Annotated in this window: 11 protein-coding genes and 1 pseudogene; 9 read left to right on the top strand and 3 right to left on the bottom strand. The window is 59.7% G+C overall.

Annotated features, from left to right (window positions below):
• Nucleotides 1-84 precede the first annotated feature (84 nt).
• Nucleotides 85-1,053 (top strand): SIS domain-containing protein, encoded by a 969-nt coding sequence (locus DWW51_RS02010; RefSeq protein ID WP_117773269.1) that lies wholly within the window; start codon nt 85-87, stop codon nt 1,051-1,053.
• 132 nt (nt 1,054-1,185) lie between these two features.
• On the opposite strand, the gene DWW51_RS02005 is transcribed toward DWW51_RS02010, so the two are convergent.
• Nucleotides 1,186-2,163 carry an L-lactate dehydrogenase gene (locus DWW51_RS02005; protein WP_117773267.1) on the bottom strand — a complete coding sequence of 326 codons (978 nt, stop codon included), beginning with the start codon at nt 2,161-2,163 and terminating at the stop codon, nt 1,186-1,188.
• A gap of 211 nt (nt 2,164-2,374) precedes the next feature.
• On the opposite strand from DWW51_RS02005, the gene metA reads away from it, so the two are divergent.
• On the top strand, nt 2,375-3,301 hold the full coding sequence (gene metA / locus DWW51_RS02000) for a homoserine O-succinyltransferase (RefSeq protein ID WP_117773265.1): 927 nt from the start codon (nt 2,375-2,377) through the stop codon (nt 3,299-3,301).
• A gap of 23 nt (nt 3,302-3,324) precedes the next feature.
• Here the strand turns inward: metA and DWW51_RS01995 are convergent, their stop codons facing one another.
• Nucleotides 3,325-3,921, bottom strand: coding sequence for a 5-formyltetrahydrofolate cyclo-ligase (locus DWW51_RS01995; RefSeq protein ID WP_117773263.1), 597 nt, complete (start codon nt 3,919-3,921; stop codon nt 3,325-3,327).
• A gap of 209 nt (nt 3,922-4,130) precedes the next feature.
• On the opposite strand from DWW51_RS01995, the gene DWW51_RS01990 reads away from it, so the two are divergent.
• Nucleotides 4,131-5,765, top strand: a complete 1,635-nt coding sequence (locus tag DWW51_RS01990; RefSeq protein WP_197032138.1) for a zinc-ribbon domain-containing protein — start codon at nt 4,131-4,133, stop codon at nt 5,763-5,765.
• Nucleotides 5,766-5,921: 156 nt separating this feature from the next.
• Here the strand turns inward: DWW51_RS01990 and DWW51_RS01985 are convergent, their stop codons facing one another.
• Nucleotides 5,922-8,966, bottom strand: a complete 3,045-nt coding sequence (locus DWW51_RS01985; protein ID WP_117773259.1) for an insulinase family protein — start codon at nt 8,964-8,966, stop codon at nt 5,922-5,924.
• A 481-nt stretch (nt 8,967-9,447) separates the two neighbouring features.
• On the opposite strand from DWW51_RS01985, the gene DWW51_RS01980 reads away from it, so the two are divergent.
• The 6 genes and pseudogenes from DWW51_RS01980 (at nt 9,448) to DWW51_RS01955 (ending at nt 14,184) form a co-directional block, all read left to right on the top strand.
• A complete protein-coding gene (locus DWW51_RS01980) occupies nt 9,448-10,152 on the top strand; it encodes a GntR family transcriptional regulator (RefSeq protein ID WP_117773257.1) in 705 nt (234 codons plus the stop codon).
• 135 nt (nt 10,153-10,287) lie between these two features.
• Nucleotides 10,288-10,707: a PTS sugar transporter subunit IIA gene (locus tag DWW51_RS01975; protein WP_117629024.1), complete on the top strand. Its 420-nt coding sequence runs from the start codon at nt 10,288-10,290 to the stop codon at nt 10,705-10,707.
• Nucleotides 10,708-10,778: 71 nt separating this feature from the next.
• Nucleotides 10,779-11,252 (top strand): PTS sugar transporter subunit IIB, encoded by a 474-nt coding sequence (locus DWW51_RS01970; protein WP_117634363.1) that lies wholly within the window; start codon nt 10,779-10,781, stop codon nt 11,250-11,252.
• A 194-nt stretch (nt 11,253-11,446) separates the two neighbouring features.
• Nucleotides 11,447-12,481, top strand: a complete 1,035-nt coding sequence (locus tag DWW51_RS01965; protein WP_117773255.1) for an SIS domain-containing protein — start codon at nt 11,447-11,449, stop codon at nt 12,479-12,481.
• Between the two features lie 81 nt (nt 12,482-12,562).
• A pseudogene (locus tag DWW51_RS01960) lies at nt 12,563-13,336 on the top strand (PTS mannose/fructose/sorbose/N-acetylgalactosamine transporter subunit IIC).
• Nucleotides 13,336-14,184: a PTS system mannose/fructose/sorbose family transporter subunit IID gene (locus tag DWW51_RS01955; protein WP_197032137.1), complete on the top strand. Its 849-nt coding sequence runs from the start codon at nt 13,336-13,338 to the stop codon at nt 14,182-14,184. Before DWW51_RS01960 ends, DWW51_RS01955 begins: the two are co-directional and overlap by 1 nt.
• Nucleotides 14,185-14,425 lie beyond the last annotated feature (241 nt).

Below are 14,425 nucleotides of genomic sequence, written 5' to 3'. Positions count from 1 at the left end.
ACGTGCTATAAATAGAACAACATAGAACGACCGCAGGTACGGGCTGTCGCCGTTCAAAGCCGCCCCACAAGGAGGAACATCAGGATGAACGCACATGATCTGATTCAGGAAATTATCGAGCGCAAGGGCAAGATTGAGAACGTCTTTTGGATCGCCTGCGGCGGTTCGATGATCGACCTGATGCCGGCCAACGAGCTGCTCAAGCGCGAGGCCACCACGTTTACCTCGACGGTCTACACGGCGCGCGAGTTTTGCCTGATGGCCCCCAAGAGCCTAGGGCCGAAGTCGCTCGTTATTGCCTGCAGCCACAGCGGCAGCACGCAGGAGGTCGTCGACGGCTGCGAGATGGCACTGGCCGCCGGCGCCGAGGTCGTCGCCCTCACCGACTGCGAGGGCTCCAAGATCGATAACGGCAAGTGGACTACCTGGGTCTACCCCTGGGGCGAGGGCGTGTCGCAGGCCGAGGTGCCGCAGGGCATCGGCGCCCTGATCGCCGCCGAGCTGCTCGACCAGCAGGAAGGCTACGAGGCGCTCGCCGACATGTACGAGGGCCTTAAGCAGATGGACGCGCTGCTGCCCGCCGCCCGCGAGAAGGTCAACGCCGAGCTGGGCGCCCGCTTTGCCGAGCTCTGCCAGCAGCACAAGTTCTTCTATATCCTGGGGTCCGGCCCCAACTTTAGCCAGACCTACGCCATGGCCATCTGCTCGCTCATGGAGATGCAATGGCAGCACTGCTGCTACATCCACTCCGGCGAGTACTTCCACGGCCCGTTCGAGGCCACCGAGCCCGGCGTGTTCTACTTTGTGCAGCTCGGATCGGGTGAGTGCCGCCCCATGGAGGAGCGCGCCCTTGCGTTCCTCAACACGCACACCGACACGATTATGGTGCTCGATGCGCTCGAGTACGGCGTGGGCGAGGTACCTGCCAGCGTGCGTTCGTTCCTAGAGCCGATCTTCTTCTACGCGATGAGCTGCGAGCTGCGTGCCGCCCGCGGCAAGGTGTTCGACCACAGCCCCGAGGTTCGTCGCTACATGGGCATCGAGCAGTACTAAGTAACGGGAAAACCATTCACCTTCGATTCGCAAGGGCGCTGCGTGAGTCAAAAAAGTGGGCCGCGCCGGGGATTTCCGGCGCGGCCCGCTTAGTATCGCGCTTAGATTCGCAAGGTTGCGGTAGCCAGCGGCCTACTTTGCGTCGTAGGCCTCGGCGTCCCACCAGTCGAGCTGGGCGATGTTGTCGCGGATGTGCCGGCAGCTCTTGTGGAAGCCCTCGAGCTCGTACTCGGACAGGTCGAGCGTGTAGACCTCCTCGACGCCCTCGGCACCGATCACGCACGGCAGGGAGGTAAAGATGCCCTCCTCGCCATACTGGCCGGTCATGAGCGTGGAAGCGGAAAGCACGGCGTGCTCGTTGTGCAGCACGGCGGCGCAGACGCGCGCGGCGGAGTTGGCGACGGCGTATTCGGTGCACTGCTTGCCCTGGTAGGTCACATAGCCGCCCTTACGCGCGAGCTCCTCGACCTCCATGTGGTCAAAGGCGTACTTGTCGGGGTTCTCGGCCTGAAGCTCGTTGAGGTTTTTGCCGGCGATGGTTGCGGCCTTAAAGGCGGCAAGCTGGCTAAAGCCGTGCTCGCCGATCATGTAGGCGTCGACGGACTTGGGGCTCACGCCGACCTTCTTGGAGATCTCGGTGCGCAGGCGGGCGGAGTCCAGGCCGCAGCCCGAGCCGATGATCTTCTTGGGATCGTAGCCGGTCAGGTGCCACAGCTCGGTGCACACGACGTCGCAGGGGTTGGAGATGCTCACGAAGATGCCGTCAAAGCCGGCGTCGACGATGCGCTTGGCAAAGGTGCGGGCGGCGTCGGTGGTAAAGAACAGCTCGCCGTCGCGGTTGCCGGCGGCCAGCGCGACCTTGCCGGCGGCGTTGACGATGACGTCGCAGCAAGCCAGCTCCTCGTAGTGGTCGTAGCAGTTGACGATTTTGGTGTTATACGGGACAAACGAAAGGGAGTCGCGCAGGTCCTGGACCTCGGACGTCACCTTGGCCTCGTTGATATCGCATAGGTACAGCTCATCGGCAATGCCTTGCATAAGCAGGCTGTTGGCGACATGTGCTCCTACGTGGCCCTGGCCGACCACACCGATCTTACGCGTCTGGTACATATATGTATCCTTTCGGCCGAGTTTTTCGCGTCGAACCATTGTAGCGTCCTGCTGCCACTTTGCTAAGCTAAAGTGCCGTAGATTTTTGGGACATGCTTTAATCTCTACTTTTGGAGTGATTTGGGCCGCTGACGGCATCGCTGGACGATGTGCTCGCGCGGATGGGGCCGGTCGTTGTACCATAGCTGCAACTGACTCGTAAGGAGCTTCCATGCCCATTCGCATTCCCGACGCCCTCCCTGCCGCCGCGCAGCTCGAGAGCGAGAACATCTTTGTCATGACCGAGTACCGCGCGCTGCACCAGGACATCCGTCCGCTGCGCGTGCTCATCCTCAACCTCATGCCCACCAAGATCGCCACCGAGACGCAGATCATGCGCAAGCTCTCCAACACACCGCTCCAGGTGGAGGTGGACCTGCTGCGCACCAAAACGCACGAGGCCACGCACGTGAGCGCCGGCCACCTGGAGACGTTCTACCGCACGTTCGACGACATTCGCGACATCCACTACGACGGCCTGATCATCACGGGCGCGCCCGTGGAACAGATGCCGTTCGAAGAGGTCGACTACTGGCCCGAGCTCTGCCAGATCATGGACTGGTCCACCACGCACGTGCACTCTACGCTGCATATTTGCTGGGGCGCACAGGCCGGTCTGTACCATCATTACGGTATCCAGAAGCACGACCTGCCGGCAAAGGCGAGCGGCGTGTTCGAGCATTATCTGGTGAAGCCGCAAAGCCCGCTGGTCCGCGGTTTCGATGACCGTTTCTATGCCGTGCATTCGCGCAACACCGATGTGCGCCGCGAGGACGTGGAAGCCGAGCCGCAGCTCGAGGTCGTGGCCGTGTCTGACGAGGTAGGCCTGTACATCGTCAAGTCGACCGACAGCCGTCGCTTCTTTGTATTTGGCCACCCCGAGTACGATACCGACACGCTGCGCCTGGAGTACGAGCGCGACGTGAAGCGCGGGCTCAACCCTCAGGTGCCGGCGCATTACTTCCCGGGCGACGACCCCACCGCCGAGCCGCGCAACGTCTGGCGCAGCCAAGCTCAGCTGCTCTACACCAACTGGCTCAACTACTACGTCTACCAGACCACGCCCTACGACCTGGCCCGCGCCGGCGAGGAGCACTAGGCTGTCGGGAGGGACGCTGGCATTTAGGCGCTGACGATGTTGGGCAGCGGCAGATCGTGGGCGTCGGTGGGAACGTGGTCGACGCGCTGCTCGTCAAAGGCGATGCCGACGATTTGGCATGTGGGCGAGAGTATGGGCAGGTAGCGGTCGTAGCAGCCGCCGCCGTAGCCCAGGCGCGCGCCGGCGCGGTCGAAAGCCACGAGCGGCACGACAACCATGTCGAGAGCCTTGGCAGGCACGATGGGGAAGCGGTCGCTGTCGACGTCCGTGGCTGCGAAGGCCCGCGTAGGGTGGGCGATAAACGGGGCCGCGGGTGCGTCGCCGGCGGCGGCCGTTCTCATGCACATACGCTGGCCGCAGGCAGCAGCTTCGGTTGCCGAGAGCATGCACGGATAGGCTACGCGCCAGCCACACGCGACGGCCGCGGCGGCAAACGCGGCGGGATTGACTTCGGAACCCATCGCGGCATAGACGGCAACGGTGTGCGGTGCCGCGGCACCCAAGCGATCCATCAGCTCAACAAGCCGCGCGCATACAACAGCAGACTTCGCCGCTCGAACATCCAAATCAAGAGCATTGCGTCGGGCAATCACCGTCCGCCGCAACTTAGCCCTATCCATCCCAGCCTCATCTCCCCAACCTGCCAAAAAGGGACAGGTTTATTTTGGCAGGTTTTATCTGGGCAAACGCGACGGATTCACCCCAAACCGCCACAAAGGCGCCTGTCTCTTTGTGGCGGTTTGGCTCCCGCTTGGCTTTGTTGCGCAACAAGGGCTGCATTTTTGGGTTTACCTTCATGGCGGAAGGAATGAACCGAAAGGAGCCCGCCATGTTTTGTCGCTCGTGTGGCATGCCGCTTGTCGACGACGCCCTCTTTTGCCCCGTATGCGGCGCACCCGTAGCACCCGACCAGGTCGCGGCCACGCAGCAACCCCAGCCTGCCACGCAGCAATACGTGCCCGCGCGACGCAAGCGTTCCAAGAAGCCCCTCATCGCCCTTGCCGCGGTGCTTGCCGTGGCGGCGGGTGTCGGCGGGGGAGCGCTGTTCTACTTCACCCAGATTGCGACCACCCCAATTGACGAAAAGACCTTCCCGGATAGCGGCATGCGTGCGCTTGTCTCGACCAAGTACGACACTAACGGTGACGGCCGCATCTCACGCGACGAGGCCAAGGCGGTGACGTCGGTCGAGCTGGACGGCATCGCATCGACGCAGGGCCTGGGCAAGACATTCCCCAATATCGTTACAGTGGAGTCCGGCGACGACAAACTCGTCAACCTGGACCTCTCGGGTTGCGGTGACCTCAAGACCGTCGAGCTTAACTCGGCGAGTAGCGTCACCGTCGTTAACCTGGACGGTTGCGACAACATCGAGAAGCTCGACCTCAAAAATGCCGAAAACCTTAAAAGCGTCGATCTTTCGGGCAAAAAGAAGCTTGCCACGTTGGCATTGCCGCAGGATACGAAGGTTAGCGGCATTAAGGACACACAGCTTGACGAGCTGTGGTTGCCGATGTCCTACGAGGGTACCGATAAATCGGACCAGTACGGCGATATCTACGAGATCGAGCGTGACGAGAACGGTTACGTTACGGGCTTCACGTCTGCCGTCAAGCAAGGTGGCGGCGTAAGCTACAGTGTCGAGCACGATGAGTCGCATCGTATCTCTGAGATTGAGGAAGACCTGGCGGGCGGTTACGAGAACGTCAACACGTTTACGTACGACGCCGACGGTAACGTCACGCGCATCGACTGCGATGCCGACATTAGCGATTCGTCGAGCGCCACGACGTTTACCTACGACGCGGACGGAAACCTGATCAACAAGACGACCCATGCGGGTTACGGCGAGAGCGCGAGCACGTATATTTATCAGGACGGCAACATGGTGACCAACACCGATACCAGCCCGGCCAATCCTCGGACGGTCGTGTATTCGTACGGATACGACAAGGATCGCGTGACGTCCTTTACGCTGGACTGTCAGGGCGACACCGTGGGCACCAGGTGGACGATCACCGCTGGCTACGAGTATGACAAGGACGGCAACATTTCGCGTATCTCGCCTGTGGCGTATGACTCGCACGGCAACGACTACGGCTCGCTGAACTCGTATGCCGCGGTGGATTATTCGTACAACGATGGCAAGCTCGACAGGATCGATTCCGAGCGCGGCGACTATGCGGAGTTCTACTACGACGACCACGGCAATCTGACGTCGGTCGACGAGTATGCCGGCCGCGGTTCGGATGCCGAGTTTGAGTTTGAGCACGAGGTCGAGTACCAGCGCTACTTCTGCAGCAAGCACGAGAAGAACAAGCCGGAGGAGTGGATTCGCCTGGATGCAGGGTACGACGTCGACCAGGGTAGCTGGAGCAATGACTCCGATTATGGTTGTGAGTGCTTTGCAACCATGTACAAGCTCGATCCGCTGGCGGCCAGACTGAACCCGTTTCTTAAGTAGCAGCTCGCCCGCAAACCACCCAAAGGGGACAGACACCTTTGGGTGGTTTTTGCTGAAGGGCGGGACCGGGCGGACCGAAGTCAGACCGCCTGCCCGGTCCGCGGCAAAAGAAAAAGGTAGATTTTTAGGCATGTCCTAAAAATCTACCTTTGTGCGTTAGCCCAGCAGGTCGACTACGTTGAAGCCGGCGTTGCTCTTGGCGATGACGTCGCGGCCGCCAAAGACGCAGGTCGGCGACTCAGCTGCGATACGCGTCACGTCGGCGCCGAGCGAGCGCAGCTCATCGGGCGTGGCGGCGAGCATCTGGGCGCGGCGCTTTTCGCGCGCGTTGGGATCGAGTCCGGCCAGGTAGGTCGTGTTGCGGCGCTTGGTGAGCGCGTAGGGCTTCACCGGCGCGTCCATGCCGCTCACGCAGCTCACGATAAATCCCTCAAAGGCGGCCTCGTCGGGCTCAAAGCTGCCGAGCCATTCGCCTGCGCGCGCCACGCGCTCAATCGAGGGATCGATCGCCGGGTCGCGGTAGGTGTAAAACGCCGTTTGACGCTCGCCAGCCGCGCGGAATCCGCAACCGTATGCGCCGCCCTTCACACGGATCTCATTCCACAGGTAGTCGTAGGAGAGCGCGTTGGCGGCAACCGCCCAGGCGCCCGTCACGTCGAGCCCCAAGCGACGCGGGTCGCACGCGCTTGCCGCAAAGCAGATGTCGCTGGGGATGACAAAAGCCTCGTGGCGGTCGCGCGGCGCCGGCACTACGAGCGCGTTGCGGCCGGCATCGGCGCCGTCGCCCGCGCCCAGCCCCAGGTCGCCCGCGGCATCCCAGTACGCGTCAAAGTCCTCATCGCTGCCGGTAAAGCTCGCCATGCAGCCATCGGCCACAAAGATGCGGTCTGTCAGCGCGGCAAGCTTGGCGCGCAGGTCGTCCAGTCGCTCGTCAAAGTGCTCGAGCAGATCGCGCAGGAACAGGTAGAAGTCCACGCCCGAAAGCTGCTCACGCACCACGGCCGAAGGCGAGCTGTAGCTCATCGCGCGGCCGAGCGCCGCCGAGTGGCCGTTGTTGATAAAGCCCTGCTCAAGCCCAATGCGAATCTGCGTGAGCACGTCGCGCACGCGGTCGGCGTCGGCATCGAGCAATAGCGTGCTCGACCACACCTCGCGCGGCAGGCTCGCCAGCGCGTCGATCTTTTCGGACAGGGCGCCGGCGCTCACCAGCAGGTAGGGGCGCACGCCGTCCACGTCGGGCTGGGTCATGACCTCGGTCGTAAAGCTCAAAAAGCCCAGCTTGCCGGCGAGCAGGTTGTCGAGCTCCTCAGCCGAATGCTCGCGCGTGGGCAGCTGCTTGAGCAGGCGGCAGAGCAGCGTCACGTAGGGCAGGTCCTCAAATGCGACGCAGCTCAGGTCGAAGTACTGCATGACGTAGGCCAGGCGGTTGGTGGGAATGCCGTGGCGCAGACAGGGGATGGGCGCGGTCGTGTCCACAACGAGCGGCGGCTCGGGGCGCGCCTCGCCAATGTCGGACACGCGCAGGCGCGGCAGCGTGGCCTTGGCCTCGGGCGTGTCCTCGGCCTCCTGCGCGGCACGCAGCGTGGCTGTGCGCTCGACCACATCGGCAAGCTCGGCATCGGTCATGGCGTCACGCTTGGCTGCCAGCTCGGCGGCCTCGGCACCCTCTGCGCCCTCGGCGGCGTCCACCGGCACCAGCTCGACCAGTGCCATGTGGTCGTTCTCCAGCACGAGCTCGCGCAGCAGGTCCTCAAAATAGCTGCCGTCCAGCTCGCCGCGTAGCTCCTCGTACACCGGGCCATACTTGAGCGCCAGCGTCGCAGCGTCGTCATCGTAGAGCCATGTGCTCAGCGCGTCGCACGCAATGGCCACGCCGTCGGCGATACCGTAGTCGCGCTGGCGCAGGTCGTACTCGTTGCTGCTGATGATGGCTTCCAGGCGCTCGCGCGGAATGCCGTGCTCGCACAGGTCGTGGCAGACGTCCTGGAACACGCGGCGCAGCTCGCGCGCCACGCCGGGCTGCGCGTTTTGCAGCATGATGAGCTCGTAGGGCTGCAGGTTTTCGGCCGCGGTGTAGCTCACCACGTTGCCGCCCAGGCCGGCGGCCAGAATGGCCTTCTTAACCGGTGCTTCGTTGGAGCCCAGCAGTGCCTCGAAAAGGATATCCGCCGCGATCGTGCGCTTGCGGTCGAGCGCGCTGCCCAGCACCAGACCCAGGCCCACCAAGGCGTTCTCGGGCGTGGTGGCCATCTCGACGCGCTTATACTCGCAGGTCACAGGCTCCTGCACGTCCAGCGGATTGGGCGCCAGCGTGGACGGGTCCTCGCCGGCGGCAACGGTAGCGTCCATGCGGCGGCTCGCAGCGCTCGGTTGCGACAGATAACGCTCGTCCAAAAACGCCAGCGCGCGGTCCACATCTAGGTCGCCGTAGAGCGTTATATAAGAGTTGGAAGGATTGTAGTGGCGCGCGTGCGTATCCAGGAACTGCTCGTAGGTGAGCGCGGGAATCGCGCGCGGGTCGCCGCCGCTCTCATGCGCATAGGCGGTGTCGGGATAGAGCGCGGCGTTGACGGCGTCGTCCAGCACGCTCATGGGGTCGGACAACGCGCCCTTCATTTCGTTGAACACCACGCCGTTATAGCGCAGCGTGCCCTCGCGCAGGCTCGCGGAGCTGCCGTCGCCCTCGCCCTCGACGCCCTCCGGCAGGTCCAGCTCGTAGTGCCAGCCCTCCTGCTCAAAAATGGTGGGCTTGGTATAGATGGCCGGGTTGAACACCGCGTCCAGGTACACGTCCATCAGGTTGTACAGGTCCTGCTCGTTGGTGGTGGCAACGGGGTAGATGGTCTTGTCGGGGTAGGTCATGGCGTTGAGGAACGTCTGCATGGAGCTCTTGATCAGGTCGACAAACGGCTCCTTGACGGGAAACTTGGCCGATCCACACAGCACCGAGTGCTCAAGAATATGGAACACGCCGGTGGAATCGGCCGGCGGCGTCTTAAAGCCAATGGCAAAGGCCTTGTTTTCGTCGTCGCACGCCAGATGCAGCAGGCGAGCGCCCGAGGCGGTGTGGCGCAGCACGTAGGCGTCCGAGTCGAGCTCGGGCACGGTCTCGCAGCGCTCGACGGCAAAGCCATGGCAGGTGGTGTCGGGCACCAGCAGCGCGGCGGCAGCGGCGCGCGGGTCGGTTGAGGTGGTGGGCATATGCAGTCTCCTTTGACGCCCCAGCGGGGGCGAATCGAGTCGAATCCTCGAGAGTATACCCATATGGGGCCTTCGACCAATCTGCCGGATGAGCGTGGATTTTCTGGCACACGAGCGTGGAAATTCGGACGTCTGCCGCATGAGCGTGGATTTTCGGACGAAATCGGCCGCCAAAAGCCCAAAAACCGTCCAAATATCCACGCTCGCGCGTCAAGTACGTATCTCTCACCTTACATTCATCTCTACGACGAGGGATGAATGTGAGACAGGTAGAAGATAAAAATCAATCGGCTTATCGGATGCATATACCGCCATCAGATTGAAGCTGTATGCGGAAATGGATGGACTCTACACCGCTTACGCAAAATAACCCCTCGTTTGCTAAAACATTATAGGAAATGGCGTGGAGTGCTAAAAAGTTCTAATACAATATAAGTCATTTATCTATAGGCTGCTGATTCCTTGTAAAGGTATGGTTGATATGGTTGAGGCAAATAGCGTTATCCCCCTGTACAAACAGATTGTTCGTGCGCTTTCTGATTCAATCGCCAACGGCACGTACCGCCCGGGAGATAAGCTTCCGACCGAGGCGGAGCTTATCGAGCAATTTGGCGTGAGCCGAATAACGGTTCGCTCCGCAATTAAAGAAATGGAAGATGCTGGGCTTGTTGAGAGGGCCCGCGGCAAGGGCACGTTCGTTTCGTCGGACACGCAGATGTATGCCGCGGACGACCGTGAGAGCTTTACCCATTCGTGCCAGCTTGCGGGCAAACAGGCGTCTACCAGGGTTCTCGAAATGGGCTGGGACTTCCCAAGTCTGCGAGACGCGAAGTTCCTGGGCGTAGACGATATCCAAAAGGTATTGCGTAGCCGTCGTCTGCGCCTTGTGGATGGCAAGCCCACGATGCTGGAAACCAATAGCTATTCCGCTGCGCTTTCTTTTTTGGAGCATGAGCCCCTCGATGATTCGCTGATGGCGGTACTCGATCGCCAGGGGATCAAGATGGGTCCCAACACGCGTACGCTCGAGGTCTGCTATGCGAGCGAGCTCGAGGCGGCATGCCTTAACGTGGAGCTGGACTCTTCGCTGCTTCTGTTTGTCGATAGACGTTATGCCCCAAGTGGCGAGCCGCTTTTCATCTCCCGTCAGGTGTACTGCACCGAGCGACTGAAGTTCTATTTGTAAATTAGCGATAGATTGGTCGATTTACCGACCAATTGTTACCGTTCGCGGATTTGGAAAATAGACACACCACGTAGGGTAGATTGCTAATATACTTTGTTATGACAATATAGTACGTCCTATTGGTATTGGAGAACTATGAATAAGATATTGCTAGCGAGTCATGGTTATCTCGCCCAAGGCATGAAAAGCTCTCTGGAGATTCTGATGGGCACCAACGACCGAATCGAGTGCCTGTGCGCCTATGTCGATGACGATTCAAGGGACGTCGCGGCGTTGATTGATGCATGGATGGAGACGAGGGACCCTGCCGACTCTTGGTTTGTCGTGACTGACATCTTTGGCGGCTCTGTAAACAACGAATTCATTCAGAGGCAGACCGACGGATCGTTTACGTTAATCGCTGGAATGAACTTGCCGCTGCTGGTGGAAATGGTTACACAGCTGGACTCCCTGGATGCGGACAAGGCCAAAGCCGCGGTCGAGGGATCGCGTTCGTTTATTCAGCTTTGCGAGGCGGCGGACATGCTTGCCGGCGCCGAGGAAGAAGAGTTCTAGTTAGTTCTGGTTCGAGCCCTAGCTAGGGGCCACACCTGTCATTCCCTTTATCACGTGCGGAGATGATAACGATGATTAAGCTTACGAGAGTTGATTACCGACTGATTCACGGCCAAGTTGCCATGTCCTGGACTCACGCTTTGGATGTAGATTGCATCTTGCTTGCCAGCGATGCTGTGGCAAAAGACGACATGAGGAAGGCGGCCTTGAGGCTCGCCCGCCCCAACGGCGTTAAACTCGTCATCAAGGATGTTGACGCTGCTATCGAGGCGCTCAACAGCGGCGTTACCGACAAGTATTCGCTGTTTATCATCACTGAGACGATTGAAGATGTCTATCGTCTCGCTAAGGGTTGCAAAGACATCAAAGAGATCAATCTGGGCGGAACCCGAAAGACCCCTGAGACCACGCTTCATCCGACCCCTGCGATCTTTGCGACCGAGAAAGATGCCGAGCATATCCAAGAGCTCCTGGGCGATGGCGTGGCCATCGAAATCCGTCAGGTCCCCAATGACGCTAAGGTGTTTGCCAAGGACGTTTTCTAGCCGGAAACACGTTGATGCTCGGCATTTATTGAACCAATGCTCTATGCCTATGCCCGTCGATTATTTGATCGGCGGGCTTTTTATTAAAGAAAAATCAAAAAAGTCTGAAATAGTACTTGCATAGTTAGTTATATAAAGTATTATAACGTCATGGGATGAATGAAGGGTTCATCCAAGTGAGTTAGGAGTAAGGGATGTTCAATTTCGATGAGTCTCGTTACGAGAAGGTTGTGAGCGATGCCCTCGCTCTCCGTCCTCAGATTGAGGCTGCCGTGGACGAGGTCTGCGAGCAGGGTTATTCCAACATCTTCTTCATCGGCTGCGGCGGCACCTGGGCCCACACGCTCCCGATGAAGTATTGGGTCGAGACCACCACGGCCGACGTCGATGTCCACTGCGAGATCGCCGCAGAGTTCCTCGCCTGCCCGCCCAAGACCTTCAACAAGGATTCTGTCTGCGTCTTCTCCACCCGTACCGGCACCACCCCCGAGATCATTGAGGCTGCCAAGTTCTGCCAGGAGCAGGGCGCCCGCACGCTGATGTATGTCTCCAACGACAACACCCCGGCCACCGAGTACGCCGATTACAAGTTCTTCAGCTTCGCCGAGGACGACGTTCTGTGCGAGGCCATCTACACCTACCAGATCACGCTGGTCGCCCGCTTCCTCAAGAACGCCGGCGCCTTCCCCAAGTACGACACCTTCATGGAAGAGTTCGGCAACATCGCTCCGTACCTCATCAAGGCCAAGGACGCTCAGGACGAGCGCTGCGCCGCCATGGCCGAGGACTTCAAGGACACCGATTACCACATGGTGATTGGCTCCGGCATGCTCTGGGGTGAGGCCTACGACTACGCCATGTGCATCCTCGAGGAGATGCAGTGGATCAAGACCAAGTCCATCCACGCCGCCGAGTTCTTCCACGGCACCATCGAGCTGTGCGAGGAAGGCACGAGCCTCATCATGCTCTACGGCGAGGACGACACCCGTAAGCTCATGGACCGCGTGGACAACTTCACTCACATGCTCGCCGACGAGAAGGGCGTCAACGTCCGCGTGAACAAGTTTGACACCGCCGAGGTCGAGCTGCCGTTCAGCGACCCCGAGTTCCGCAAGATCGTCTCCCCGATGGTCACCTACACCATCACCGAGCGTCTGAGCTGCCATCTCGAGCACGTCCGTAACCACCCGCTCACCACGCGTCGTTACTATCACCAGATGAACTACTAATCCTCTCAAATTGCTGCGGTTGTCTGCAGGCGAGCTGCGCAGAATGCCTCGCCTGCAGACCTGTTTCTGGGGTTGATCGAAATGGTTGTCCAGTATCTTCTAGTTGCACTGGTCGCATTTATTGCGTCCATGGACGAGCAATTATTTGGCATTACGATGCTTGGTCGTCCGCTGTTTACGAGCCTGTTTGTCGGCTTGATCCTTGGCGATGTCCAGTAGGGCGTTATCGTCGGCGCTGCTTTGGAGTCCATGTTCATGGGCGCCATCATGGTCGGCGCGGCGGTCCCTCCCGAGGTCTATGCCTCCGGCGTGCTTGGCTGCGCGTTTGCCGTCATTACGGGTACGGGCACGGCAACTGCCGTCGCGCTCGCCCTTCCCGTCTCCGTCTTCCTTCAGGTGTGGCGCAACTTCTGCTACGCCGTTCCGGGTGCCTTTGCCTGCAAGAAGATTGAGACCGCTCTGGCAAATCGCGATCTTGCCAAGGCGAATCTGTACCATCTGACCATCGTGCCGCTGTCGATTGGCATTCCGTCTGCACTGCTGGTGTTTGGCTCGCTGTTCTTTGGTGCCGACCTCATCAACAATGCGCTCAACGCGATTCCGCAGTTTGTGATGGACGGCCTCAACGTTGCATCCGGCGTCATGGTCTGCATCGGCTTCGCACTTCTTATCAGGACCATGGGCGATAACAAGCTCCTTCCCTGGCTGTTCCTGGGCTTCATTATGGTCATCTATCTCAAGATGGACGTGGTCGGCGTCGCCGCAGCTGCCATTTGCGTCGCGCTGCTCCTGGCCTTCCGCGAGGGCTCGTCCGGTCCGCAGACGGTTGCTGCAGATGAAGAGGAGGACTTCTAATGGCTATCCAGAACACCGACCTCAAAGAGGCCAAGAAGGACGCGATTATGACTCCCGATATGTATCGGAGCATGTTCCTTCGCCAGTTTACGAGCCAGTGCTCGCAGTCGTACGACAAGATGATGGCAATGGGCTTCATGTACACCATTCAGAAGCCCCTGCGAAAGATCTATCCCAACGACGACGATTACTATGCGGCGCTCGATCGCCATACCGAGTTCTTTAACATCACGCCTCATGTGCTTCCGTTTGTAGCCGGCCTAACGGTTTCGATGGAAGAGCAGGCGGCTGCCGATAAGAACTTCGACACGTCCTCGATTAACGCCATGAAGGTCGGCCTCATGGGACCGCTTTCCGGCATCGGCGATTCGTTCTACTGGGGTACGTTCCGCGTGGTTGCCGCCGGCATTGGTATTGGCATCGCTTCGACGGGCAACCCGCTCGGCCCCATCGTGTACGCGCTCATCTACTCCGTGATTAACTTTGCAACGCGTATCGTCGCCGCCCATCTGGGTTACGACTTGGGAACCAAGTTTTTGCAGCAGTCCGAAGAGAGCAACCTTATGTCTCGCATGACGCATACTGCCGGTGTCCTCGGAATGACCGTTATCGGCGCCATGATTGCGGCACAGGTCTCGCTGTCCACGGCTTTGACCTTTGACGTGGGTGGTTCGGAGATTGTCCTGCAGGATCTGTTCGATTCGATCTTCCCCGGTCTGCTGCCCTTGCTGGCAACGTTCGCTTGCGTTGCCCTCTATAAAAAGGGCGTCAAGACCATTTGGATCATCTTGGGCATCTTCGCAATCTGCATCATCGGAACGGGCTTGGGAGTGTTCGCGGCGGCGTAATGTTGACTGCTATGCTCGCGCGTTGGATAACTAACTGACCGTTTGAAAACGGGGCTCGGCGTAAGGCCGGCCCCGTTTTTTGTTTGAGGGATTTTCCGACCGTCCAATAATCCACGCTCATGCATCACTCACGTATCTCTCATCTCTCGTCTCTCATTTGTCACTAACACGAGAGATAGCTGAAAGATGAGAGATAAATATGAGAGATAACTGAGCAGCAAAGAGACAAGCAATCATGGTA

It is taken from the genome of Collinsella sp. AF15-51 (genome assembly GCF_003462845.1).
In the GTDB taxonomy this organism is placed as follows: Bacteria; Actinomycetota; Coriobacteriia; order Coriobacteriales; family Coriobacteriaceae; genus Collinsella.
Note: the sequence above shows the minus strand (reverse complement) of the source record. Positions and strands in the feature narration are given on the sequence as shown.